Raw genomic sequence first — 24,326 nt, 5'->3', positions numbered from 1 at the left:
TCTAAGGTCATCGACCAAACAGCAGGGGCCCCGCCGCACAGATGACCAAGACCCGTAGCTGGCGACCGTTCGGCGCCCGCGATCCGCATGAACCGCACCGCGTCTCCACGCCGCTCGAACTGCTGTTCGACCTCGTCATCGTCATCGCCGTGGCCAGCGCCGCCGAAGGGCTGCACCATGCGGTCGCGGCAGGCCACGCGGTGATGGGATTGGCGACCTTTGCGATGGCCTTCTTCGCGACGTGGTGGGCCTGGATGAACTTCACCTGGTTCGCCTCGGCCTACGACAGCGACGGGCCGGTCTATCGTCTCATCACCTGTGTCATCATGGCGGGGGCGCTGGCGGTGGCGGCCGGAGTTCCGCGCGTCTTCGCGGGCGGCAGCCTGACGCTGGTGATCGTCGGCTACATCGTCATGCGCGCGGCGATGGTGGCGTTCTGGCTGATCGCCGCGCGCTCAGACCCGCGCCACCGGGCGACGGCGGTGAGCTATGCGGTCGGCATCGCGGTGACGCAGCTGTACTGGACGCTCGCGCTGCTGGTGTTGCGCCCGTCCGGGTTCGGCGCGGTGGCCGGGCTGTTCGTGCTGGGAGCGGTGATGGAGATGGCCGTTCCCGTCATAGCCGAAGCGCGCGGCAAGACGCCCTGGCACCACCACCACGTTGCCGAGCGGCACGGGCTGTTCGTCATCATCGTGCTGGGCGAAGTGCTGCTCTCCAGCGCCGCCGCATTTACCTATGCCGATGCGCCGGGCGGACACCCGGCCGAACTGATCGTCCTGGCCCTTTCCGCACTGGCGATCACCTTTGCGATGTGGTGGCTCTATTTCTCGCAAGAAGGCCCGCTCGATCAGGAGCGCTTTTCCAGCTCGTTCAACTGGAGCTACGCTCATGCGCTGATATACGCAGGCGGCGCCGCAACTGGGGCGGGCTTTGCGGTCGCCATCGACAATGCCGCAGGGCAGGGCCACCACGCCCCCATGCTGGCGAGCAACCTTGCCGTCGCGGTACCGTTGGCGGTCTACATGGTGGCGCTGTGGTTCGTGCGCGACCGGTTGGTGCTGACGGGACCGTGGCGTCACGGCCTGCTCGTCTTCGCGGTGGCTGTGATCGCGGCGGGGCACATCGGGCACTGGGCGCTGCCCGCGATGGCGCTCATCACCATCCTCGCCGTCGTCGCCCGCAGCCAGGTACAATGCCGCCAATCCTGACCGTCCGGCCTTGACTCAGAACCGGCAATCCGCCATTGGCCCGCTCCGACTGATGGGGTGATTCCCGTCTGTCATCCGTCCGAGACAGCTGCTGAGGGTTCCCCTCTTAATTCGCAGCCTAGACGGGGACAAGGAAATCACCCGGCCCCACTCCTTCGAGCGTGGTGCCAACATCGTGTTTCGACCAAAGGTCATGCACGAGAACTCCTTCCCCTTCGACGGACTCGCCCGAGGTGCTGCAAGCGCCCCGGACAATACGTAGCCGGCTACGGGGGGTTCGCCTTTCGTGGCCATTGTGAAGGAGTATGGCATGGATCGTTCGCAGAAAGCCGAATCGGTCGCCTCGCTCAACGCGGTTTTCGCAGAGGCCGGCGCGGTGGTAGTCACCCGCAACCTCGGCATGTCGGTGGCCCAGTCCACTGCCCTGCGCGGAAAGATGCGTGATGCGGGCGCGACCTACAAGGTTGCGAAGAACCGTCTTGCCAAGCTTGCCATCGCGGACACCGACTACGTCGGTATCGGCGACTTCCTGACCGGCCCCACGGGTATCTCCTCTTCGGTGGACCCCGTTGCAGCCGCCAAGGCCGTCGTTGAATTCGCCAAGACGACCGACAAGATCGAGATCGTCGGCGGCGCGATGGGTTCGCAGGTTCTGACCCCCGAAGGTGTCAAGGCTCTCGCCTCGATGCCCTCGCTCGACGAACTGCGCGCCAAGCTCATCGGCCTCGTTCAGGCTCCGGCGACGAAGATCGCCCAGCTGCAGACCGCTCCGGCGGCCAAGCTGGCTCGCGTTTTCGCTGCCTACGCCGACAAGGCTGCCTGAGCGCTCGCTTAAGCAGAACGTTTCTTACGATTTATTCCGCCGCCGGGCATGAGGCCCACGGTGGACCACAGATCAGGAGTTATAATCATGGCCGATATCGCCAAGCTTGTTGAAGAACTGTCGCAGCTCACCGTTCTGGAAGCCGCTGACCTCGCCAAGGCTCTCGAAGAAGCATGGGGCGTCAGCGCCGCTGCTGCTGTCGCAGTTGCCCCGGCCGCTGGTGGCGCCGCTGCCGAAGCCGTTGAAGAGAAGACCGAATTCGACGTGATCCTCACCGGCGACGGTGGCAAGAAGATCAACGTCATCAAGGAAGTCCGCGCCATCACCGGTCTGGGCCTCGCTGAAGCCAAGGCTCTCGTCGAAGGCGCTCCCAAGGCCGTCAAGGAAGGCGCGACCAAGGCTGAAGCCGAAGAAATCAAGAAGAAGATCGAAGAAGCCGGCGGCACCGTCGAGCTCAAGTAATCTTCTTCCCGGTTCTTCCGGGCAGATAACGGAAAGGGCGGTGTCGCAAGGCGCCGCCCTTTTTGCGTTCCGGTTCCGTAATCCTGCGTTCAGCTTCGGGGAGGCAGCTTCGCGTCCGCAAAGGGTCGAGTCACGAAGGAGAACATCGCCAATGCGAATGCCCCCCAGGAAGTACCTCGTCGGCGCTGCCGTGCTCGCCCTGCTTGGCGCCGGAGCGGCCGAGGCCGCCAGTGCCCGGTTGCACACGATGAAGGTCGATGCGCCCGACGGCACCGTCGTCCACGTCCAGTACACCGGCGACGTTGCGCCCAAGGTGCAGTTCGTGCCCGCCGATGTCATGCAGCAGGCGGACATGCCGGTCATGGCCGACCCCTTCGCGCATATGGACCGGATCTCCGCGATGATGGACGCGCAAATGAACGCCATGATGCAGCGCGCGGCACTCATGCAGCAGCAGGCGGCCCGTATGCAACAGCAAGTGACGGCGGCGAGCGCGGACGGTGCTGCGATGCCGGGTCTCACGATGGTCGGCGACATGCCCAAGGGCGCGCATGTGACGTATTATTCGTCGAGCACCGATGCCAGCGGCTGCACGCGCTCGGTTTCCTACAGCTCGGACGGATCGGGCACACAGCCGAAAATGACGCAGGCTGCGTCCGATGGCTGCGATGCGGCCAACGCACCCTCGCAGGCCATTCAAGCCAAGGCGGAGGCTCCGGCCGAGCAGGCCCCGCCGCCCGGACGCAAGGTCTGACCTGATCTCGCATCCCCGCGACGTTCCGGTCCCTGGACGTCGGCCGACAGCCCCTTGCGCGACTATACGCGCAAGGGCCTCTTCTTTGGCGATCGGTCGGTCAGCGCCGGTGGAGTACGCTCGCCGGGCTGATCCACAGCGTGCGCGGACGGCGACGGGCGATGCGCCAGCATCCGTCCTCTCGGCGCAGGTCATCGCGGTAGAAGCCGTTGTGGTCGAGCCCGGCGGCGCTCGTCACCAGCCAGTAGGTCCGCGCAGCCGCTTCTTTGGAGGTGGTGAATTCGACGTGGCAGGTCGTCAGATGGTGGCTGACGAAACCCGGCGTGCCGTCTGCCGGAGCGGGGATCACTGATGGTCCGCTCATCCACGCGCGAATCGCCTCGCGCCCGCAGATCGTCTCATGCGCCAGTTCCAGAACGCCGTCCGTCGTGAAGCAATCCGCGTAAGCGTCCGCTTTGCGCGCATCTCCGGCCTGCGTGCAGCGAGCCAGATGCTGCTGGATTTCCGCAAGGGCAAGGGCTTCGTCGGGCGTCATTTCAGCGTTTCGAGATAACCGATGATTGCCTTGCGCTTCTGCGCATCGGCGACGGGCAGCACCATCTTCGTGCCGGGGACCATTTTCATCGGCCCCTGCAGCCAGGTGTCGAGGCTCTGGCGATCCCAGGTGATCCCCGCGTTCTTCAGCGCCGGGCTGAAGGCATAGCCCTCCACCGCGCCTGCCTTCGATCCGACGATGCCATGCAGCGTCGGTCCGATCCCGTTTTGGCCGGGCTCGGTCGAATGGCACGAACGGCAGGTGGCAAAGGCCATCGGCGCCGGGTCGGTCACGGTGGACGACGCAGCGGTCGGTGATGCCGTGGCGGCCGGGGAGGCGCTGACGGAGGACTGTTCCGGGGCCTTGTCGCCGCACCCCGCGAGTGCGCCGACCAGCGCGAAGGCGCCGAGGATTGCGATCTGCTTCATAGGCCTGGGTCATACATCGGCGCCAGCCCGGAATGCTACCGAGGAAATCGCTTCCCCTTATCCCGACCAGCATCTATCGCCCGCCGCGATGCGGGAGAGAAGCGACAACCACCCCTTGCGCGAGGAATTGCGCGCGACCTTGCGGCTGGCCGGGCCGCTGGCGCTTGCCAATATGCTGCAAATGGCGGTCTTCGCCGTCGACGTGATCTTCGTAGCGCGGCTGGGGCAGGAGGCGCTGGCGGCATCGAGCCTCGCAGTCGCCATTGTCGCAGTGGTGATGATGGGTCTTAACGGCGTGACCGGCGCGGTAGCCCCGCTGATCGCCGCCGAGATCGGACGTCGCCGCAACTCGGTGCGCGAGGTGCGGCGGTCCGCCCGCATGGCATTGTGGCTGGCGCTCGGGCTCGGGCTGGTGGCGGTGGGGATCTGCTTCTTCGGTGAGCAGATTATGCTGCTGACCGGCCAGAATGTTCGTGTCTCGGCGATTTCCGGGCACTTCATCCGCGTGATCTCGCTGGCATTGGTCCCGATGGCGGTGGCCAACGTCTTGCGTACGTTCGTATCCGCCCTGGGGAGGCCGGTCTTCGCGACGGTGATCACCGCGCTGTCGATAGGGGTGAACGCTCTGGGCAACTATGCACTGGTGTTCGGCAACCTCGGCATGCCTGCGCTCGGCCTCACCGGCTCGGCGCTGGCCAGCACGATCACGGCCTGCGTCACCGTACTGGCGTACGTGGTCGCCATCCGTAGTGACCGTAATTTGCGCCGCTTCCATGTGTTCGGGCGTTTCTGGCGGCCGGAATGGCAGCGCCTGCGCCAGATGCTGCGGCTGGGCCTGCCGATCTCGGCGACCCTGATCGCGGAGGGCGGGCTGTTTTCCGGCGCCGCCTTCCTGATGGGACTGGTCGGCGAGGTCGAACTGGCCGCGCACACCGTCGCGCTGCAGATCGCCGCCTTCGCCTTCCAGGTGCCCTTCGGCATCGGCCAGGCCGCGACGATCCGCGTCGGCTATCACTACGGCGCCGGCGACCGTGACGCGATTGCGCGCGCGGGATGGGTGGCGATCGCGATCGGCCTCGGCTTCGTCGGGCTGTCCGCGCTGGCGATGCTGCTGATTCCGCGCACGATCATCTCCGCCTATGTCGACGTGTCCGCGCCTGCCAATGCGGCACTGGTCGCGCTGGCGGTGCAGTATCTCTTTATCGCCGCGATATTCCAGTTGACCGACGGCGTGCAGGCGATCGCCGCTGGCGTGCTGCGCGGTGTGCAGGACACACGGATTCCCGCGCTGATCGCCATCGTCGGCTACTGGCTGGCAGGCTTCGCGACCTCGGTTGTGCTGGGCCTCTTCACGCCGCTCAAGGGCGTGGGCGTGTGGATCGGCCTCGCGGTCGGCCTGACGGTCGCGGCGATCCTGCTGCTCGGTCGCTGGCACTGGCGCGATCGATTCGGCCTTGTGCCCGAACGGTCGATGCCTATCTCTGCGCCGACTGTCGCAGTGTCATAGAGCGATCATCTACCGGGCGCACCAGTTCGCCGCGAAGTTGAACGGCAGATAAATTTTTTCTGCGAAGTCCCCATTGACGGCCCCATGGCACCGGACCATATCTCCGCCGTTGGCACTCTCCTTCACTGAGTGCCAAGTCCAGTTTTATACTTCGTTGGATCTAGGGAGACACCCCAATGACTTTCCGCCCGCTGCACGACCGTGTTCTCGTGCGCCGCGTTGAAGCCGAGGAAAAGACCGCCGGCGGCATCATCATCCCCGACAGCGCCAAGGAAAAGCCCGCTGAAGGCGAAATCGTCTCGGTCGGTTCGGGCGCCCGCGCCGAGAACGGCACGATCACCCCGCTCGACGTCAAGGTCGGCGACCGCGTCCTGTTCGGCAAGTGGTCGGGCACCGAGGTCAAGGTCGCTGGTGAAGACCTGCTCATCATGAAGGAATCGGACATCCTCGGCGTCATCGCCTGAGCATCCGACCTACCATCTGTTTTTTGAAGGAATTCTAAAATGGCAGCCAAGGACGTAAAGTTCGGCCGTGACGCCCGCGAGCGCATTCTCGCCGGTGTCGACACCCTCGCCAACGCCGTCAAGGTGACCCTCGGCCCCAAGGGCCGCAACGTCGTCATCGAGAAGAGCTTCGGCGCGCCCCGCATCACCAAGGACGGTGTGTCGGTCGCCAAGGAGATCGAACTCAAGGACAAGTACGAGAACATGGGCGCGCAGATGCTGCGCGAAGTGGCCTCGAAGGCGAACGACAAGGCCGGTGACGGCACCACCACCGCGACCGTTCTCGCCCAGGCGATCGTGCGCGAAGGCATGAAGTCGGTTGCCGCCGGCACCAACCCGATGGACCTGAAGCGCGGCATCGACCTCGCCGTCCTCAAGGTCGTCGAAAACCTCAAGGCGCGTTCGACCCCGGTTGCCGGTTCGTCGGAAATCGCCCAGGTCGGCATCATCTCCGCCAACGGTGACGTGGAAGTCGGCGAGAAGATCGCCGAAGCCATGGAGCGCGTCGGCAAGGAAGGCGTGATCACCGTCGAGGAGGCCAAGGGTCTCGAATTCGAACTCGACGTCGTCGAAGGCATGCAGTTCGACCGTGGCTACCTCTCGCCCTACTTTGTCACCAACCCCGAGAAGATGACGGTCGAACTCGAGAACCCGTACATCCTCATCCACGAGAAGAAGCTGTCGTCGCTGCAGGCGCTGCTTCCGATCCTGGAAGCCGTGGTGCAGTCGGGCCGTCCGCTTCTCATCATCGCCGAAGACATCGAGGGTGAGGCTCTGGCCACGCTCGTCGTCAACAAGCTGCGTGGCGGCCTGAAGATCGCTGCCGTCAAGGCTCCGGGCTTCGGCGATCGCCGCAAGGCCATGCTGGGCGACATTGCCACGCTGACCGCCGGCGAGATGATCTCGGAAGACCTCGGCATCAAGCTCGAGACCGTCACCCTGGGCATGCTGGGCCAGGCCAAGAAGGTCACCATCGACAAGGACAACACCACGATCGTCGACGGCGCCGGTTCGGCCGACGAGATCAAGGGCCGCGTCGAGCAGATCCGCGCGCAGATCGAAGTCACCACTTCGGACTACGACCGCGAGAAGTTGCAGGAGCGCCTTGCGAAGCTGGCCGGCGGCGTTGCCGTCATCAAGGTCGGCGGCGCGACCGAAGTCGAGGTGAAGGAGCGCAAGGACCGCGTCGACGACGCTCTCCACGCGACCCGCGCTGCCGTTGAAGAAGGCATCGTCCCCGGCGGCGGCACCGCGCTGCTCTACGCGACCCGCGCTCTCGAAGGCCTCAAGGGCGCCAACGAAGACCAGACCCGCGGCGTCGACATCGTCCGCAAGGCGATCACCGCACCGGTCAAGCAGATCGCCGAGAACGCCGGCAGCGATGGCGCCGTCGTCGCAGGCAAGCTGCTCGACCAGGCGGACGAAGGCATCGGCTTCAACGCCGCCACCGACGTCTACGAGAACCTGAAGGCCGCCGGCGTCATCGACCCGACCAAGGTCGTGCGCACCGCGCTGCAGGACGCCTCGTCGGTTGCCGGTCTGCTCATCACGACCGAAGCCGGTATCGTCGAGCGCGCCGACGACAAGCCCGCAATGCCCGCCATGCCCGGCGGCATGGGCGGCATGGGTGACATGGGCTTCTGATGAAGCCCTGACCCAGCGTCAGCACATCGAAGGGGCCGGGAGAGCGATCTCCCGGCCCTTTTGTTTGCTCTGGCGAGGTTTCGCTGCGCCCGACCCTTTGACAAGCGGAGGGTGAGCGGAGGTAGTGCAGACATCCACCCCGCTCAGGCTGACTTGTCGAAGCCCCCAAAGGCCCGGGCTGCGTAAACTTCGTTCATCTGCGTGAAAGGAAAGTGCGCATTTGGGAAATCGCCGCACGTCCAATGCAACTCATCGCTGGACTCTGGCGTTTCGTCGCTGGAACGTTAACCGTTTGGGAATATGGACGAAGGTAGGGTGTGGGCTGCATGACCGGGGCAGACCGACTTTTCGCGCGGTGCCGTAAGGGCGCCGGACGCTTTTTCGCTGCTGCGACGATGCTCGCGGCCGTCACATCACCGCATGGCGCGCAGGCAGAGCAGATCGATCCGCTCTCCCGCCCGACCGAGCAGGTGGTGCAGGTCCAGAACAGCTTCGACGATATTTTCGGCACGGACCAGCGCGGGCCGCGTACCTACAATTCGCCGTTCGGCCAGCAGCTTGCAGCCGTCGCCAATGCCTCGCAGGGCCGCATCGGCGTCGCCGCGATGGACCTCGCCAGCGGCCGCATGGTCGACGTGCTGGGCGACCAGCGCTTCCCGATGGCCAGCACCAGCAAGATCGCCATCGCCGCGACTTTCCTGGAAGGCGTGGACAAGGGCAAGTGGAGCCTGTCGAGCGAGTTTCCGCTTATGGTTCCGGTCGGCTCGGCGCCGTTCTCCAGCGCGATCGCACCGGTGCGGCCGGGTGAGTACATGTCTGCCACGCGCCTGATCGAGCTGATGATCACGCGCTCCAATAACTACGCGACCGACGCACTGCTGAAGGTCATCGGCGGTCCCAAGGCAGTCAACGCCTGGATTCAGCGCGCCGGGATCGACGACTGGCACATCGACCGCGACATCGCGACGCTGGTGCGCGACGATGGCGCCATCGATCCCGCCCGCGTCGTCGACAAGCGCGACAGCGCCACGCCCAAGGCCATGGTGAACCTGCTCTCGGGCATTTACCAGGGCAAGTGGCTGAGCCCGTCGAGCCGCAATGTCCTGCTCGGCGCGATGAGCCGCTGCCTGACCGGCAAGCGCCGCATTCCGGCCGGACTGCCTGCGGGGGTGGAGGTGTCCCACAAGACCGGCTCGCTCAACAACACCTCCAGTGACGTCGGCATCATCCAGACGCCCGATGGCCGGGTCTTCGCGGTTGCGATCTACGTGACCGGGCAGGGCGGTCGCCCCGGGCGCGAGACGCGCATCGCCAACATCGCGCGCACGATCTACAACGGCTATCAGGCCGAAGGGCCGAACTACCCGCGCAGCGCCTCGGCGCGCTGAGCCTCCGGGCTACGGCGAAGGACACAAAAAAGGGGCCGTGAAGGCCCCTTTTCCGTTTCTTCGATCCGACAGATCAGTTGGTGTGCGGGTTGCCGTCGGTGTGATCGTCGAGTTCCTTGGCGACGTCGTTCGCGGCCTTCTCGGCGTCGGCGGCGATGTCATCGGTGGTCTTCTCGGCGCTCTTGGCAGCATCCTTGGCGGCATCGGCGGTGTCGTTGGCGGCCTGCGATGCGGTGGCGCCGGCATTACCCAGCGCATCACCCACGTCCGAGGCGGTGTCGGAGAGGTCGTCACCGGCCGACGAAGCGGCTTCGCTGGCGGCGTCCTGGGTCTTTTCCGAGCAGGCGGCCAGCGACATGGCGGCCACTGCTGCTACAGCAACGAAAACGATCTTGCGCATATTCAATCCCTCTTTCTGCGAGTTACCCCGTCGGCGAAAACGCCGCGTGAGCCTCTTCGACGGGCTCAGACCCGTGGTTACGAGGCACACTGCGGCGTTTCAAGCGCTCGGCGAAAACACCTGCGGACATGAACGGTTCCTGTGCGGAGAAGAAATGAGCGTTGCCGGATCATCATCCGATCAGGTTGACTCAGCTGATGGTCCATATGCTCTTGTTTGCCGCATTCTGCGAGCCGTCGGCTGTTCCAGCCGACTTCAGAATGCTCTAGGGGTTGCGGCATGGATTCCAAGCAGCACCTCTATCTCGTCGATGGCTCGGCGTACATCTTCCGCGCCTATCACCGCCTGCCGCCGCTCACTAACCCGGTGGGCACGCCTGTGGGCGCGGTCTACGGCTACACGACGATGCTGTGGAAGCTGGCCGAGGATCTTAACAAGGCCGATGGCCCGACGCATCTGGCGGTGATTCTCGACGCGGGCAGCCATTCGTTCCGCAACGACATCTACGTGGATTACAAGGCCAACCGCCCGCCGCCACCCGAAGATCTGGTCCCGCAGTTTCCGCTGATCCGCGACGCGACGCGCGCCTTCTCGCTGCCTTGCATCGAGGAGCCGGGCCTTGAGGCAGACGACCTCATCGCCTCCTACGCACGCGCCGCCACGGCGAAGGGCTGGGACGTGACGATCGTGTCCTCGGACAAGGATCTCATGCAGCTGGTCGGCAAATGCGGCATCGGCGGCGGCTGCGTCGACATGCTCGACACGATGAAGAACCAGCGCATCGACATTCCCGAAGTGATCGAGAAGTTCGGCGTTCCCCCCGAGAAGGTGGGCGACGTCCTCGCGCTGATGGGTGACGCGGTTGACAATGTCCCCGGCGTCTACGGCGTCGGCCCCAAGACCGCGACCAAGCTGATCCAAGACTACGGCGATCTCGAAAGCGCGCTCGCCGCCGCGCCGGAGATGAAGAAGTCCAAGCTTCAGGAACGCCTGATCGAGCAGGCCGAGCAGGCGCGCCTGTCCAAGGTGCTGGTGACGCTGAAGGAAGACTGCACCCTCCCGATGGCGCTTGACGACTTCAAGCTCGATGCGATCCCGCCCGAGCCGCTGGCGGCATTCCTCTCCACCCACGGCTTCACCAGCCTCCTGAAGCGCCTCGACACCGGCCACGGCAGCCCCGAGCGCGCGACGCAGCTGAACCCGGCGAAGGCGACGATCATAGCCGCCGCCCGCCCGACCGAAGGCGCTGCGCGCCAATCGCTGCCCCAGTGGCCCGCGATCGATCGCGATGCCTACGCGTGCGTGACGACGGAGGCGCAGCTCGACGAGTGGATCGCCAAGGCCTTCGCCGCGCGGCTTGTCGCGGTGGACACCGAGACCTCGATGCTGGACTCGATGCGGGCTGACCTGGCGGGCATCAGCCTCGCGGTCGGGCCGAACGAGGCGTGTTACATCCCGCTTGGCCACGGTGGCAGCGATATGTTCGCGGAGAAGCCCGTTCAGGTATCGCTAGGTGCCGCTGTGTCCCGCCTGAAGCCGCTGCTGGAGAGCGATGCGGTGCTCAAGGTCGGCCAGAACATCAAGTACGACCTCAACGTCTTGGCGCGCCACGGCATAGCGGTGGCGCCGATCGACGATACGATGATCGTCAGCTTCTGCCTCGATGCCGGCCGTCAGATCGAGGGTATCGGCGGCGGCCACGGCATGGACGAGCTTTCGCAGCGCCACCTTGGCCACACCACGATGACTTTCAAGGAAATCTGCGGTACCGGCAAGAAGGCGATCCCCTTCGGCGAAGTTCCGCTCGACCGCGCCACGCAGTACGCCGCCGAGGACGCCGACGTCACCTGGCGGCTGCACTCTGCGCTGAAACCGCGCCTGTCCTATGAAGGCGGAACCCGCATCTACGAGCGCGTCGACCGCCCGCTGATCCCGGTCGTGGCGCAAATGGAGCGCCACGGGGTCAAGGTCGACCGTGAGAAACTGTCCGGTCTTTCCAGCCAGTTCGCCGAGGCGATCGGCGCGCTGGAAAAGGAGATCTTCGAGAAGGTCGGCCAGGAATTCACCATCGGCAGCCCCAAGCAGCTCGGCGACATCCTGTTCGACAAGCTCGGCTACAGGGGCGGCAAGAAGGGCAAGAGCGGCCAGTATTCCACCGACCAGTCGGTGCTCGAAAAGCTGGCCGCCGAGGGCGAGATCGTCGCCACCAAGGTGCTGGAATGGCGCCAACTTTCCAAGCTGCGCTCGACTTACACCGAGGCGCTGCAGGCCGCGATCAACCCGGAGACGGGCCGCGTCCACACCAGCTACAGCCTCGTCGGCGCGCAGACCGGGCGCCTGTCCTCGACCGACCCGAACTTGCAGAACATCCCGATCCGCACCGAGATCGGCCGCCAGATCCGTCACTGCTTCGTCGCCGAGCCGGGCAATGTCCTGCTCGCCGCCGACTATTCGCAGATCGAGCTGCGCCTCGCCGCGCACATGGCCGACGTGCCCAGCCTCAAGGAAGCGTTCGCGGCGAACGAGGACATTCACTCGCGCACGGCGATGGAGATGTTCGGAACGGTCGATCGCGACACGCGCGGGCGGGCCAAGACAATCAACTTTGCGATCCTCTACGGTATCTCGCGCTGGGGCCTCGCGGGGCGTCTGGGCACGTCATCGGACGAGGCGCAGGCGATGATCGACCGTTATTTTGAGCGCTTCCCGGGCATCCAGCGCTACATTCACGAGACGCTGGAGAGCGTGCGCGCCAAGGGCTATTCCGAGACGCTGTTCGGTCGCAAGACGTGGTTCCCGCGCGTCAATTCCAAGAACCAGGCCGAGCGCCAGGGTTCCGAGCGCGCGGCGATCAACGCGCCGATCCAGGGCACCAGCGCCGACATCATCAAGCGGGCGATGGCGCGCATGACCCCGGCGCTGGTCGAGGCGGGCCTGCCGAACGTGCGCATGCTGCTGCAGGTGCACGACGAACTCGTCTTCGAACTGCCCGAGGGCGACGTCGCGGCGGCCTCGCCGGTGATCGAGCGGGTGATGGCGGATGCGGCGCTGCCCGCCGTGACGCTCGACGTGCCGCTGGGGATCGAGATCGGTCACGGCGAGAGCTGGGGCGCGGCGCACTGAGCCTTGCGCCCCGCCTCGGGACCTTCGATAGGCTCAGGCTGAGCGGGTTCAGGGGACGTCCCGTGTCTCGCTCACTCGGGGATAGCCCTTAAACCCCGCTCACCCTGAGCTTCTCGAAGGGCGGGTTCTCGGCGCAACGCCCGACTGATGCGACCGCCTGCGAAACTGCTGCACTGCAGCATCGTTTGCTCCCCATGATCGACTTCATCGAGAGCCACATCGCGGGCCTTCCGAACTGGGCCGAAAGACCCGTGGTCGCCATCCTCGCCGGGCTGATCGGCGTGGTGCTTGCACTGGTGATCCACGCCGTGCTGTTCCGCGTCCTCGTCCGGGTGGCTCGGGGGAGCACCAGCGATGCGGACGGCCTCGTCGTCAACCGGCTCGAACGGCCTACCCGCTGGGCCTTCGTCTCCATCGGCGTGGTCTTCGCCGCGCGTGAGGCCCCGGCGCTCGATGCGGTGTGGGAGCGCTTCGCCCCCTTCGTCATGCCGCTCCTCACCGGCTGGGTGGCCATCGCGATCTTCCGCGCCTTCATCGAGGCGATGATCCTGCGGGCCGACATCACCGTCGAGAACAACCGCAACGCCCGCCGCCGCCGCACGCGTCTTGGTATCATGAGCCGCCTCGGCACGTTCCTGATCGTGTTCCTGACGATCTCGGGCATGCTCGCCTCGATCCCCGGGGTGAAGGAGATCGGCGTTACCCTGATGGCCTCGGCCGGTCTTGCCGCGCTGGCCGTCGGCGCCGCTGCGCAGCCTGCGCTGAAGGCCCTCATCGCGGGCATCCAGATGGCGATGACCGAGCCGATCTCGATCGACGACGTCATCATCCTCGACGGCGAATGGGGCCGTATCGAGGACATCCGCACGACTTACGTCGTCGTGCGCCTTTGGGACGACCGCCGCCTTGTCGTCCCCTCCAATCGCTTCCTCGAGGATACCTTCCAGAACTGGACCAAGACCACCTCGCAGTTGCTCGGCACCGTGTTCCTGTACCTGGACCAGGGCGTGGACATCGGCCCGATCCGTGAGGAATACACCCGCCAGATCAAGGCCCACCGCCTGTGGGACCAGCGCGCACAGATCCTGCAGGTCACAGACTGCCGCGATGCCACCCTCGAGGTACGCCTGCTGATGAGCGCGCGTGACGGCCCCACCCTGTTTGACCTGCGCTGCGAGATCCGCGAGGGCATGATGGACTGGATCCGCCGTGAGCAGCCCGAGGCCATCGCCCGCCGCCGCCAATTGCACGTCGCGCCAATGGAACTCAGCCCGGCGCCCGCCATGGTCGAGGCGCTGACCGGTAGCATGGCGAACGGCAACGGTAGCGAGTCACGATCGCCCCATTGACCACACCAAAGCGATTCGAACCGAGGCGCTGGGCGGCACGGTGCTGCTTCGTTTGTCGCGCTGTGTAGGCCTTATCGATATATTTCAGCTGTACATCAGCACGCCTGCAACAAATGTGGCGAGCGCGCCACAGCGGTGCCCGCGCGATGCTTTCGCGCACCAGTGTGTCTTGAAACCGTCACATAGCTTTGATTATGCCGGTCCCGGCAGCGGATTACGGGCTGCCATCGAAGACAGCCGTTGGCGGACGATTGTGCTTCCTCAACCGGGATGATCCCGCGCCATTGACGCCCCGCGAGGGGCCAGCTTGAGGTCGTGTTTCACATGCAGAAGTATCGCCTGCTCGCCGCCACCGCGGCGAGCGCCGCCGTCGCTTGCGCGCTCGGCTCCGCCCCCGCGCGTGCACAGTCGACCGGCTCGCTCGACTTCGAGAATTCCGAGATCGTCGTCACCGGCAAGGTCGACAACTCCATCGCGGGCCTCAAGATTCCCGACACCCCCAAGGCCAAGCAGGTCATGACGCAGGAGCTGATCGCCCGCCAGACTCCCGGGCAGTCGGTGGACGACATCATCAACATGATGCCCGGCGTCAGCTTCCAGAACAACGACGGCTACGGCTCCTCGGGCGGCACGCTGATGATCCGCGGCTTCGACGACAGCCGCATCTCGCAGACCTTCGACGGCATCCCGCTCAACGACACCGGCAACTACGCGATCTACTCGAACCAGATGCTCGACCCCGAGCTGATCGAGCAGGTCAACGTCAACCTTGGCACCACCGACGTCGATTCGCCCACCGCTTCGGCCTCGGGATCGACGGTGAACTATCGCTCGATCGTGCCCGAACACGAATTCGGCGCGCGCATGGTCGGCACGCTGGGCGATTACAACAAGATGCGCATATTCGGGATGATCAACACCGGCGACCTCAACTCGTCCGGTACCCGCGCCTGGTTCGCGGCCTCGAAGGACACCTATGACGTCGCCTACGGCGGCATCGGCAAGATCGACAAGACCCAGCTCAACGCCAAGATCTACCAGCCGCTGGGCGACAATGGCGACTTCATCTCGATCGCCGGGCATTACAACGTCAACCACAACAACTACTATCCTTCGGTCCGCCTCGTCACCGACGATTACCCGAACAACACCGGCGTCAATTCCAGCAGCTCGGGCCGCTTCCCGACCAGCAAGGCCGAGCGTGACGACTACTCGCTCGACTCCTGCTCGGCGGCCGACGGCGTAACCGGCGTGGCCGATGCGGCGACCACCTGCGGCGCTTCGTGGGAGTGGCGCTACAACCCGTCGCGCACCTGGAACATCCGTATGAACTCCAAGTTCACGCTGAGCGACCGCCTGACCCTGACCGTCGATCCCTACCTCCAGTACACCTCGGCCAACGGCGGCGGCACCGCCTCGGCCAAGGAAGGTTCGTTCAATGCGGGCGGCACTGCCATCAGCGGCTACATCGGCGGCACCCCGTACTTCGGCGGCGTCGACCTCAACGGCGACGGCGACACGCTCGACACCGTGCTCCTCTCTGCCCCCAGCCAGACCGAGACCTGGCGCCTCGGCGTCCTCGCCTCGCTGATCTACGACCTCAGCGACACGCAGCGCTTCCGCGTCTCCTACGCCTGGGATCGCGGCCGCCACCACCAGACCGGCGAACTGGGCTACGTGAACAGCAACGGCTTCGCCTCTTCCTACTTCAATGACGACAACCCGCTCGTCGATGCCAGCGGCAACGTCCTGCAGAAGCGTGATCGCCTGTCCTATGCGATCCTGCACCAGATCTCGGGCGAGTACTCGGGCGAGTTCGGCGCGCTGCATATCAACGCGGGCCTTGCGCTCAAGAACCTGCGCCGCAACCTCACGCAGAACTGCCTGACCACCAGCGCCAGCGGCAGCGTCTCGTGCTTCAGCACCAATACCGAGGATCAGGCGACTTACGAGGCCTACCTGACCTCGCTCGGCACCAATTACGTTGGCGCCATGCAGAAGACCTTCTCGTATACCCGCGCCCTGCCGAACATCGGCGCTACCTTCGATATCGCCCCGGCCGTCACCGCCTTCGCCAACTATTCGAAGGGCATCCAGGTGCCGGGCACCGATAACCTCTATAACGCGTTCTACTCGGGCGGGGCATCGGCGGCGAAGCCCGAGACCACCGACAACTTCGACGTCGGCGTGCGCTACCAGAGCGGCATGTTGCAGGGATCGTTGGGCGGCTGGTACACGATCTTCAGCAACCGCCTGTCCTCGGCCTATGACCCGGACTCGCAGACCTCGATCTACACCAATCTCGGCAAGGTCGAGCGCTACGGCATCGACGCCAGCCTTGCGGTGCGGCCGGACAGCCACTTCTCGGCCTCGGTGTTCTATTCGTACCTGTGGTCGAAGATCAAGGAGGACGTCGCCGGCGGCACCTGCGGCAGCACCACCAATGCGGTGACCGGAACGCTCAACCCGATCGGCGCCTACGGCTGCTCGGCGGCGGGCGACACCTACTACTACGCCACCAAGGGCAACATGGAGGGCGCCGTCCCCCAGTACACCCTGGGCGGCCGCGTGCAGGGCGAGTTCGGCCCGCTGTCGGTCGGGCTCGAGGCCAAGCGCACCGGCGCGCGGTACTACAACGACTCCAATTCGGCGGTCTACACCACCGCCGGGGTCGAAGTGTACGGCGCCAAGGTTCCGGCCTACACCACCGTCAACCTCGATGCGCGCCTCAACGCCGGGTTTCTGGGGCTGGGCGAGAAGACCTACCTGCAGTTCAACGTCACCAACCTGTTCGACAAGTTCTACGTCGGCGGTTTCGATGATGCGGGCATCAATCCGACTTCGACCATCTACGCCTATATCGGCGCACCGCGCACAATCTCGGGCTCGATCAACATGCAGTTCTGATACCCGCTCTCATTGGCGCGGATCGGTGGAGAGGGGGCGTCCCGGTTTCGGCCGGGGCGCCCTTTTTCATGGCTGTGCCCGGACTTCGCGCCGGACTTCGCGGACGCGGCCGGCGATCTGGTCGAGGTGCTTGTCCCAGGTTCCGCAGCAGCCGCCGAAGATGTCCACCTGAGGATGGCGCCCGGCGAAAGCCGCGATGCGGTCGCCGAGATCGACGGGATCGCCTTCCTCCAGATGGCCGATCGAGCACAGTTCGATCTTGTCCCGGGCGCTGGCGTTGGGCCGCAGGCTGCGCACACGAGAAGCCCAGTTGCCGGCCTCGAAGGCAGGCTCGAACTCGATCGGGTGCGAGCAGTTGATGCCGTAATAGTCCGGCCGCGCACTCCCGGCCTCGGCATCTACCGTCTCGATCGCGTCCTTCAGGCTGACGCCCGACTTGAGTCGGTGATCGCCGTCCAGCATGAACGAGATGCCCAGCGGCAAGCCGATGCGGGCGGCGGCGCGGGCGACGCCGATGGCCTCGGGCACGCCGTTGAAGGTCGCGGCCCAGACGAAATTTACCCCGGCGCGCTTCAGGACCTCCAGCTGGAAGGCGTGGTAGTCCTCGGCTTCCTCGGCCGTGATCGTGCGGTTGAGGGCATAGGCATCGCCGCGCGGGCCGACCTGGCCGCCGATGAGCAGGCCGGGAAGCCGGTCCCGGTAAGGTTCGGCAACATCGCGCAGGAAGGCGATGGACCGTTCGAGCGCATTGGCGAGGCCATCGCGCGAGTATCCCAGTTTCTCGCCCCAGTCGGGGCTGCCGCGATAGTCGAGGCCGGAGAGCATCGCCACGAAGCCATGGCGCGCCGCGACCTCGAGCACGGCTTCGTACATCGCCTTCAGGTCCGCCATTGCCGCCGGATCGTCGAGCAGCGGGTACATGGCGAACTCGGGCAGGTCGTGCCCGTGACGGTACTGGATCTCGGTCTCCTGTCCGCCTTCGGTCAGGTAGAAGATACCCTGCTGCTGCGGAGCAAACCCGGCCATTCGGCGAACTCCCCCTCACTGGTGGTGTGAACATATCTGATCGCGGTGGGGACCAGAAGCGTAATCCGGTGGAGGCGCAAGGTGACAAGGCGGTGCCCCGCGCTGCAAGCTAATGCCTGTCTCGGGTCTTGATCGTCTGGTGATGCTGGATACGCGCGACTTCGGCGAAGGAGTGTTCGAAGCCTGGATCAGCGGCTCTCCAAACTCCACGGCTAGCGCCACGGCGCGAGGCTTTGTGGGCATGGCATTGCGGGCACAGGATGAAGAAAAGCTGGAGGCAATTTATCTACGTCCGACAAACGGACGGGCTGACGATCAGGTGCGCCGCAACCACGCTGTCCAGTACATTTCTCCCCCCGAACATCCATGGGAGAGATTGCGCGCCGAGACACCCGGTAAGTACGAGACATATGTAGATCTCGAAGCCGGTCGGTGGATGCACGTGCGGATTGTGATAGCGGGCGCTTCCGCCCGGTTACATGTCGATGGCGCCTTACAGCCGACACTGATCGTGAACGACCTCAAGCACGGCGCGGAAGCCAAACGGAGTGTAATGGGTCGGCGCCTTGTCTGAAGCGTTCTATCTATGGCCGTGTGGGCCACAGGAGATGTGTCGTGGGATTATCAGAGTTTGATCCCGCTGCTCGCGCCATACGATCGGGTATCGTGGAACATCGGACGCAAGGTTGGAGCGAAGCGGGCGCTCAAACCCCGCCAGATTTGAGCGATCCGTTTCTTTCTCGATCAGCATGGGAGGGGCCGCAGCCGGGCCCTCTTTGACCTCGCTATCGACAGCAAGCTTCGCGGATGCGATCTGGCAAAGGTCAGGGTCAGTGGTATCGTTTGCGATCGGAAAATTCGGACACGGGCTACGGTCGCACAGCAAAAGACCGGTAAACCGATTCAGTTTGAACTGATGACCGATGCTCGCGCCAGCCTACTCAAATCGCTCGAACTTCGAGGTGGCTCCTCGGAGGACTTCGCTTTCCCTACCCGCTCAGAGAACACACTCTGGATCCGATAACACCAGATCGTCCGCGAGACGTCTGGCGAGATCAGGCATCGACCAGCTTGGTCAGCTCCCGATATCCCTTACTTCTTTCGAGCTTTGCGCGCAGCGTATCGTGCGTCCCGTGCTGCTTTCATTTCGGCGGCGCCGGCGGGTGTCAGCCTGGCGGCTTTGAGCGCTGCGGCGGCTTCCTCAGCGGCTTTGCGTTCTGCTTTTTCCGCCTTGGCTAAAGCCAGCGCCTCAGCTTTGGCGGCTCGCTTCTTTGCATCTGCCTCATCCCGAACTTCCTGCGCCCGGCGTCGCTCCGCTATCAGTGCCGCGTCAACTGGCGGCTTAGCTCTGAGTGCATCCAGAGCCTTTTGTCTGGCCGATCCGGCTGCGGCAATACGGTCTTGAAAAGAGGGCGCTTTGTAGGAAGACAATGTTTATCCTTGGACGTTGAATTTAGATAGGGCGCCGCCAATCGAAGTGCAGCGCTTTACGTCGAGGTGAAGGTCGATAGCAGAAAGCCCCTTTGTTCTCAATGATGCCGAATTGCCGGGTACGGATACGCGTGGCAGTTTAACATCGGCGATCTCATGTGCAGGAATCCGGAATGGGATTGCTCTCAACTCGCATGGGCGCTCTCATCGACGATGCCGCGCAGATCGACCAGATACTCGCTACCGGAACCGAGCAGTATCCTCGCCCGTTTGCCAGCCAGTTGCGCTGTAGGATCGTAACCGGGGCAAATTTCCGGGCGTTCAGGCTGGAGCTGCTTTGACGAGGTCGGGGAGCCAGGGGATTTGGTGGGCGCCGGGAACAGCGAACCTTGGCGTACCCGTGATGGCTACGCTCCGTGGACTCTCCCCACGTCCCGCTAATAGCGAATGAGCTTTATCGACGCTCGCTTCGCAGCCGCGACCAGTTTGGGCGGCAACCCTGGTTGGGGTGTCAGTGAGCATTCGCGCGCTTGAAGCTGATTGTAACGCGCATGCCCTCGCCCGGCGCCGATTGAACGTTCAGATCCGCCTTCGCATTCTGGCGAAGAGACTGAACAATCAGGGAGCTAAGCTTCCCGCGTGGAGGCCAGTCCTCAGGAGACTGCAAACCAACGCCATCATCCGCAACAATCACATGGCAGCCTGTATCATCAATCAGGCTGTGTACCGTGATCGTCCCGGAATCTCGACCTACGAACGCGTGCTTGAGCGCATTCGTGAGCAGTTCGTTGACTACTAGGCCCGTGGGCATCGCGACGTCGATAGACACGGGCCAGGTGTCCACCTTCAGGTCTAACCTAACCCCTTCGTTCGCGTGCGCTGCAACCACTGAGCTGGTAATCTGCGAAAGAAAGATGCCGAGGTCGACCTCGTCGCCAACGTCTTGTCCCGACAGGGTGCGATACAGCAAAGCAAGGGTTTCAACCCTGCCCGCCAGCGTCTCAAACCGCTCGGTGGTTGCATCTTTGGGAACATTGCGCGCTTCGAGCCGGATTAGCGCTGTGACCATCTGCAGGTTATTTTTGATCCGGTGCTGCAACTCTTGAAGCAATACATCCTTCTCGGCCAGCTGCTCCTGAAGGGTGGTATCCGCGTAGGCGTCCCCCGTGGACGCGGGAGCGAGAGCCACTAGGCGGAATGCCGGTCCCGCATCACCCTCGATCACATTTGACCAGATGTTTACGCGCGCGCACTCGCCATTGCTAAACACAAAGGTTCCGAGATGGTCATGACCTGCGATCACTGCGATACCCAGAGGAACGCCATCTTCTACCGCTGATCCGACGTCATTTAAGACGTCCCAGCGATTGCCTGTGATACGCTCAGCGCTCACGCCAGCTATACGCTCGAACTCGAGATTTGCGTAGACCAGCCGTTCTTCCGGCTCCAGCTCCGCCACTGCTATCGCGATCGGCACCTGATCGAGAAACTGCTTGAATTGATCGCTTTCCAGCGCATCAGCTAGGTTTGGATTATCAATCAGATCATCAAGCTTATCTTCGACTTGCGATTGCTTGTCCTGATGTTCGCCCACGATGTATCGACCGCCGATCCGTAAAGAATTTACCTCTAAACGGTTGATGGTCGCTTTGCTAGCTCATTGAGTGGCATCGAGGGGGCGCAAAGTGTGGCATTTATCGCTTTTGGGTCCGGACGGTTGTTTCGAGACGTTCAGCATGCGGCGCAAGTTGACAGGCAGCTATCTGATCCTCTCGCCCGGTTAGCCGTCATTCCGAAATCGGCCAAAGTTGTCTGCGGGCGCAACGTCGCCGAGTCCCGGGAGCGCGGAGGCGATGGCCCTCGCATTTTCTCTTCGTCCTTCTCCCCTGCCTGAAACAGAAAAGCCCGGGCGCAATCGACCGGGCTTTTCCTATCGGCGCTTAGGCCGGGCCGGAAAGCGATGCTCTCCGCGATCCCACCTAGTGCCTGTTGGAAGGGCATCAGATGGGTCCCCGCCTTCGCGGGGATGAGGGTGGGGGGGCGGGGGCATCCGCGATCGGGCGGTGGCGCGCCACCGATGCCCCCGACCCTCAGTGCTTCCGTTCTCGCGTGCTTTCCAGCATACCCGGGGCGATGAAGCCGATCGGCGTCACTTCCATGGCGCGCTTTTTCAGTTCGCTTTTCATGCGCTGGTATTCGTCTTCCATGGCTTCGGTCACTGTGGCGCGGCTGTCTTCGAGGGCTTCCTCGAAGTCCTGCATCGTCACCTCTTCCACGCTCGCGCCGCGTTTGCGGATGGCGATGAGGCCGGCGCGGCGGACGACGTCCTCCAGGTCCGCGCCGGTGAAGCGTTCGGTGCGCTCGGCGATCTCGCCCAGGCGTACGTCTTCGGCCAGCGGCATCTTGCCGGTGTGGATGCCGAGGATGTGTTCGCGGCCCGGGGCGTCGGGGGTGCCGACGTAGACCAGTTCATCGAATCGGCCGGGGCGAAGGAGGGCGGGATCGACCAGTGCCGGGCGGTTGGTGGCGCCGACGAGGACGACCGATTGCAGTTCCTCCATCCCGTCCATCTCGGCGAGGATGGTGTTGACCACGCGGGCGGTGACTTGCGGTTCGCTGCCGCCGCCGCCCATGCCGCGGGCGGGGACGAGGCTGTCGATCTCGTCGATGAAGATCACGCAGGGGGCCACCTGACGGGCGCGGGCGAACAGCTTGGCGATCTGCTGTTCGCTTTCGCCGTACCACTTGCTGAGCAGGTCGGAGGACTTGATCGAGATGAAGTTCGCCTCGGCCTCTCTCGCCACGGCCTTGGCCAGAAGGGTCTTGCCGGTGCCGGGCGGGCCGTAGAGGAGGAAGCCCTTCGCCGGGCGGATGCCCAGCTTGTGGAACGCCTCCGGGTTCTTCAGCGGCAGTTCGATGCCTTCCTTCAGCTTGATCTGCGCCTCGTCCAGGCCGCCGATGTCGGCCCACCCGATGTTCGGCACCTGCACCATGACTTCGCGCATGGCGGAGGGCTGGACGCGCTTGAGGGCGGCGAGGAAGTCCTCGCGGTAGACCTGCAGGTTGTCGAGCACTTCGGCGGGGATGGTGCGCGCTTCGAGGTCGAGCTTGGGCATGATGCGGCGCACCGCCTCGATCGCGGCTTCGCGGGCGAGGGCGGCAAGGTCGGCACCGACGAAGCCGTGGGTGGTGCGGGCCAGCTCGTTCAGATCCACGCGCTCGCTCAGCGGCATGCCGCGCGTGTGGATGCCGAGGATCTCGCGGCGGCCCTTCTCGTCGGGCACGCCGATGACGATCTCGCGGTCGAAGCGGCCTGGGCGGCGCAGGGCCTCATCGATGGCGTCGGGGCGGTTGGTGGCGGCGATGACGACCACGTGGGCGCGGCTGTTGAGGCCGTCCATCAGCGTGAGCAGCTGGGCGACGAGGCGCTTTTCCGCTTCGCCGTGAACTTGGTCGCGCTTGGGGGCGATCGAGTCGATCTCGTCGATGAAGACGATCGCGGGGGCGGACTTGGTCGCCTCCTCGAAGATCTCGCGAAGGTGCTTCTCGCTTTCGCCGTAGCCGGAGCCCATGATCTCTGGGCCGTTGATCGAGAAGAAGCTGGCCTCGCTCTCGTTGGCGACGGCCTGTGCCAGGCGCGTCTTGCCGGTCCCCGGCGGGCCGTGGAGCAGCACGCCCTTGGGCGGTGCGACGCCCAGGCGGGTGAACAGTTCGGGGTAGCGCAGGGGCAGTTCCACCATCTCGCGCAGCTGGCGGATGGTGTCGCTCATGCCGCCGACGTCGTCGTAGTTGACGTCGCCGCGCGCGTCGTGGGCTTCCTCGAAGACCTCGCGCAGTTCGACTTCGGTGTTCTCGTCGATGTGGACGATGCCGCGCGGGGTCGTGGAGACGACGTTGAGGCGGATCTGCGTCAGCGCATAGGCGGGCGCGTTGAACATGCGGCGCAGCTGGGGCGGGATGTCCGCGACTTGCTGCTGGCCGGTGGTGGCGACGAGGTCTCCCTGCACCATGGGGCGCTGGAAGAAGTTGCGCTTGAGCGCGGCGGACGGGCCCTGCAGGCGCATGTCTTTCTGCGCGGGCGCGAAGACGACGCGCTGGGCCGAGCGCGATTCGGCCTTGCGGATGGTGACGTGGTCGCCGGAGCCGACTTCGGCATTGCCGCGCTGGAGGCCGTCGAGACGGATGACGCTGAGCCCCTCGTCCTCGTCGTAGGCGAGCACGGCGCGGGCCACGGTCACGGTCTTGCCGGTGATTTCGAGCACGTCGCCTTCCATGGCGCCGATCTCGCCCAATGCGGCGCGAGACAGGCGGGCGATGCCCTGGCCGCTCTCTTCCTGACGAGCGGCGGCGACCTGCAGCTTTATGGTGCGGTCTTCGGTCTTGGTTTCGGTATCCGCCATGTGCGGGGTGTTCCTTCCTCGATCCCGATCCCGGTCATCTGCTGATCGACCGGTCGGTGGAGGATAGCTGGGTATCGCCACCGGGGAATGCAATTCGAACCAACACGATGCGCGCGTGTTCCCTTTGCGAGTGGCGGGATTCGCCCATTACCTGGACAAGAAAAAAGGCCTGATCGTTTCCGACCAGGCCGTAGAAGTTTTGGGAGAGGATGCCTGAAAGGCACTGTCTGTATGTCGCCGAATCGGCTTTTGTGCAAGTGCGAAAAGGACGGGTTGCGTTGCAAAAATGTGAACCAAGGTTGCGTATTGCTGCACAACGGGCGCTTTCCTGAACGAAATGTCAGGGTTTTCGCAATGTATGATAATGAACCTACTTTCAGATTCACCTTTACGCTTAGGTGAGCGTGCAACGCTGGGGCGATGCGGTGCAATCCTTTG

20 protein-coding genes are annotated in these 24,326 nt (G+C 64.4%); 13 read left to right on the top strand and 7 right to left on the bottom strand.

Annotated features, from left to right (window positions below):
* The first annotated feature begins 41 nt into the window (after positions 1-41).
* From PKE80_RS10750 to PKE80_RS10735, 4 genes are all read left to right on the top strand, one after another.
* Entirely contained in the window at positions 42-1,208 is a 1,167-nt protein-coding gene (locus PKE80_RS10750) for a low temperature requirement protein A (RefSeq protein WP_271182463.1), read from the top strand.
* 310 nt (positions 1,209-1,518) lie between these two features.
* Entirely contained in the window at positions 1,519-2,031 is a 513-nt protein-coding gene (gene rplJ / locus PKE80_RS10745; RefSeq protein ID WP_008829398.1) for a 50S ribosomal protein L10, read from the top strand.
* Between the two features lie 87 nt (positions 2,032-2,118).
* Entirely contained in the window at positions 2,119-2,493 is a 375-nt protein-coding gene (gene rplL / locus PKE80_RS10740) for a 50S ribosomal protein L7/L12 (RefSeq protein ID WP_008829397.1), read from the top strand.
* Between the two features lie 151 nt (positions 2,494-2,644).
* Entirely contained in the window at positions 2,645-3,247 is a 603-nt protein-coding gene (locus PKE80_RS10735; RefSeq protein WP_271182462.1) for a hypothetical protein, read from the top strand.
* A 100-nt stretch (positions 3,248-3,347) separates the two neighbouring features.
* On the opposite strand, the gene PKE80_RS10730 is transcribed toward PKE80_RS10735, so the two are convergent.
* Both PKE80_RS10730 and PKE80_RS10725 read right to left on the bottom strand, forming a co-directional pair.
* Positions 3,348-3,782, bottom strand: a complete 435-nt coding sequence (locus tag PKE80_RS10730) for a nuclear transport factor 2 family protein (RefSeq protein ID WP_271182461.1) — start codon at positions 3,780-3,782, stop codon at positions 3,348-3,350.
* Positions 3,779-4,210, bottom strand: coding sequence for a c-type cytochrome (locus tag PKE80_RS10725; RefSeq protein WP_271182460.1), 432 nt, complete (start codon positions 4,208-4,210; stop codon positions 3,779-3,781). The genes PKE80_RS10730 and PKE80_RS10725 overlap by 4 nt, the downstream gene beginning before the upstream one ends.
* Before the next feature lie 88 nt (positions 4,211-4,298).
* Here PKE80_RS10725 and PKE80_RS10720 point away from each other — a divergent pair, with 88 nt between their 5' ends.
* The 4 genes from PKE80_RS10720 to PKE80_RS10705 all read left to right on the top strand — a co-directional run bounded on the left by PKE80_RS10720 (position 4,299) and on the right by PKE80_RS10705 (position 9,252).
* Positions 4,299-5,717 carry an MATE family efflux transporter gene (locus PKE80_RS10720; RefSeq protein ID WP_271182459.1) on the top strand — a complete coding sequence of 473 codons (1,419 nt, stop codon included), beginning with the start codon at positions 4,299-4,301 and terminating at the stop codon, positions 5,715-5,717.
* 176 nt (positions 5,718-5,893) lie between these two features.
* Positions 5,894-6,181 carry a co-chaperone GroES gene (groES, locus tag PKE80_RS10715; RefSeq protein ID WP_271182458.1) on the top strand — a complete coding sequence of 96 codons (288 nt, stop codon included), beginning with the start codon at positions 5,894-5,896 and terminating at the stop codon, positions 6,179-6,181.
* Positions 6,182-6,220: 39 nt separating this feature from the next.
* On the top strand, positions 6,221-7,864 hold the full coding sequence (gene groL, locus PKE80_RS10710; RefSeq protein WP_271182457.1) for a chaperonin GroEL: 1,644 nt from the start codon (positions 6,221-6,223) through the stop codon (positions 7,862-7,864).
* Between the two features lie 326 nt (positions 7,865-8,190).
* A complete protein-coding gene (locus PKE80_RS10705; protein ID WP_271182456.1) occupies positions 8,191-9,252 on the top strand; it encodes a serine hydrolase in 1,062 nt (353 codons plus the stop codon).
* 73 nt (positions 9,253-9,325) lie between these two features.
* Here PKE80_RS10705 and PKE80_RS10700 read toward each other — a convergent pair whose 3' ends face one another.
* Complete coding sequence (locus PKE80_RS10700; RefSeq protein WP_271182455.1) at positions 9,326-9,652, bottom strand: hypothetical protein; 327 nt, start codon at positions 9,650-9,652, stop codon at positions 9,326-9,328.
* A gap of 279 nt (positions 9,653-9,931) precedes the next feature.
* Between PKE80_RS10700 and polA the strand changes: the two genes are divergently transcribed.
* From polA to PKE80_RS10685, 3 genes are all read left to right on the top strand, one after another.
* The gene (gene polA / locus PKE80_RS10695; RefSeq protein ID WP_271182454.1) at positions 9,932-12,775 is read left to right on the top strand and encodes a DNA polymerase I; all 2,844 of its coding nucleotides are present in this window, start codon (positions 9,932-9,934) and stop codon (positions 12,773-12,775) included.
* A gap of 194 nt (positions 12,776-12,969) precedes the next feature.
* Positions 12,970-14,124, top strand: a complete 1,155-nt coding sequence (locus PKE80_RS10690; protein WP_271182453.1) for a mechanosensitive ion channel family protein — start codon at positions 12,970-12,972, stop codon at positions 14,122-14,124.
* 324 nt (positions 14,125-14,448) lie between these two features.
* Complete coding sequence (locus tag PKE80_RS10685) at positions 14,449-17,031, top strand: TonB-dependent receptor (protein WP_271182452.1); 2,583 nt, start codon at positions 14,449-14,451, stop codon at positions 17,029-17,031.
* Between the two features lie 66 nt (positions 17,032-17,097).
* On the opposite strand, the gene PKE80_RS10680 is transcribed toward PKE80_RS10685, so the two are convergent.
* A complete protein-coding gene (locus PKE80_RS10680) occupies positions 17,098-18,057 on the bottom strand; it encodes a homocysteine S-methyltransferase family protein (RefSeq protein ID WP_271182451.1) in 960 nt (319 codons plus the stop codon).
* Between the two features lie 142 nt (positions 18,058-18,199).
* Here PKE80_RS10680 and PKE80_RS10675 point away from each other — a divergent pair, with 142 nt between their 5' ends.
* Complete coding sequence (locus tag PKE80_RS10675) at positions 18,200-18,631, top strand: hypothetical protein (protein WP_271182450.1); 432 nt, start codon at positions 18,200-18,202, stop codon at positions 18,629-18,631.
* Positions 18,632-19,149: 518 nt separating this feature from the next.
* Here the strand turns inward: PKE80_RS10675 and PKE80_RS10670 are convergent.
* The gene (locus PKE80_RS10670) at positions 19,150-19,488 is read right to left on the bottom strand and encodes a DUF6481 family protein (protein ID WP_271182449.1); all 339 of its coding nucleotides are present in this window, start codon (positions 19,486-19,488) and stop codon (positions 19,150-19,152) included.
* Between the two features lie 194 nt (positions 19,489-19,682).
* Here PKE80_RS10670 and PKE80_RS10665 point away from each other — a divergent pair, with 194 nt between their 5' ends.
* Complete coding sequence (locus PKE80_RS10665) at positions 19,683-19,829, top strand: hypothetical protein (RefSeq protein WP_271182448.1); 147 nt, start codon at positions 19,683-19,685, stop codon at positions 19,827-19,829.
* 170 nt (positions 19,830-19,999) lie between these two features.
* Here PKE80_RS10665 and PKE80_RS10660 read toward each other — a convergent pair whose 3' ends face one another.
* On the bottom strand, positions 20,000-21,082 hold the full coding sequence (locus PKE80_RS10660; protein WP_271182447.1) for a sensor histidine kinase: 1,083 nt from the start codon (positions 21,080-21,082) through the stop codon (positions 20,000-20,002).
* A 496-nt stretch (positions 21,083-21,578) separates the two neighbouring features.
* Positions 21,579-23,888 carry a CDC48 family AAA ATPase gene (locus PKE80_RS10655; protein WP_271182446.1) on the bottom strand — a complete coding sequence of 770 codons (2,310 nt, stop codon included), beginning with the start codon at positions 23,886-23,888 and terminating at the stop codon, positions 21,579-21,581.
* Positions 23,889-24,326 lie beyond the last annotated feature (438 nt).

This window comes from Novosphingobium resinovorum (assembly GCF_027922145.1).
Lineage (GTDB): Bacteria > Pseudomonadota > Alphaproteobacteria > Sphingomonadales > Sphingomonadaceae > Novosphingobium > Novosphingobium resinovorum.
The sequence above is the reverse complement of the archived record's forward strand: the minus strand, read 5'-3'. Positions and strand labels throughout refer to the sequence as shown.

Bases quoted from the DNA above. Each gene is read 5' to 3' on its own strand.
- PKE80_RS10705 (WP_271182456.1), top strand. From the start codon at position 8,191: ATGACCGGGGCAGACCGACTTTTCGCGCGGTGCCGTAAGGGCGCCGGA.
- groES (WP_271182458.1), top strand. From the start codon at position 5,894: ATGACTTTCCGCCCGCTGCACGACCGTGTTCTCGTGCGCCGCGTTGAA.
- PKE80_RS10730 (WP_271182461.1), bottom strand. From the start codon at position 3,782: ATGACGCCCGACGAAGCCCTTGCCCTTGCGGAAATCCAGCAGCATCTG.
- PKE80_RS10725 (WP_271182460.1), bottom strand. From the start codon at position 4,210: ATGAAGCAGATCGCAATCCTCGGCGCCTTCGCGCTGGTCGGCGCACTC.
- rplL (WP_008829397.1), top strand. From the start codon at position 2,119: ATGGCCGATATCGCCAAGCTTGTTGAAGAACTGTCGCAGCTCACCGTT.
- PKE80_RS10665 (WP_271182448.1), top strand. From the start codon at position 19,683: ATGGGCGCTCTCATCGACGATGCCGCGCAGATCGACCAGATACTCGCT.
- groL (WP_271182457.1), top strand. From the start codon at position 6,221: ATGGCAGCCAAGGACGTAAAGTTCGGCCGTGACGCCCGCGAGCGCATT.
- PKE80_RS10680 (WP_271182451.1), bottom strand. From the start codon at position 18,057: ATGGCCGGGTTTGCTCCGCAGCAGCAGGGTATCTTCTACCTGACCGAA.
- PKE80_RS10675 (WP_271182450.1), top strand. From the start codon at position 18,200: ATGCTGGATACGCGCGACTTCGGCGAAGGAGTGTTCGAAGCCTGGATC.
- polA (WP_271182454.1), top strand. From the start codon at position 9,932: ATGGATTCCAAGCAGCACCTCTATCTCGTCGATGGCTCGGCGTACATC.
- PKE80_RS10735 (WP_271182462.1), top strand. From the start codon at position 2,645: ATGCGAATGCCCCCCAGGAAGTACCTCGTCGGCGCTGCCGTGCTCGCC.
- PKE80_RS10700 (WP_271182455.1), bottom strand. From the start codon at position 9,652: ATGCGCAAGATCGTTTTCGTTGCTGTAGCAGCAGTGGCCGCCATGTCG.
- PKE80_RS10690 (WP_271182453.1), top strand. From the start codon at position 12,970: ATGATCGACTTCATCGAGAGCCACATCGCGGGCCTTCCGAACTGGGCC.
- PKE80_RS10685 (WP_271182452.1), top strand. From the start codon at position 14,449: ATGCAGAAGTATCGCCTGCTCGCCGCCACCGCGGCGAGCGCCGCCGTC.
- PKE80_RS10655 (WP_271182446.1), bottom strand. From the start codon at position 23,888: ATGGCGGATACCGAAACCAAGACCGAAGACCGCACCATAAAGCTGCAG.
- PKE80_RS10750 (WP_271182463.1), top strand. From the start codon at position 42: ATGACCAAGACCCGTAGCTGGCGACCGTTCGGCGCCCGCGATCCGCAT.
- PKE80_RS10720 (WP_271182459.1), top strand. From the start codon at position 4,299: ATGCGGGAGAGAAGCGACAACCACCCCTTGCGCGAGGAATTGCGCGCG.
- rplJ (WP_008829398.1), top strand. From the start codon at position 1,519: ATGGATCGTTCGCAGAAAGCCGAATCGGTCGCCTCGCTCAACGCGGTT.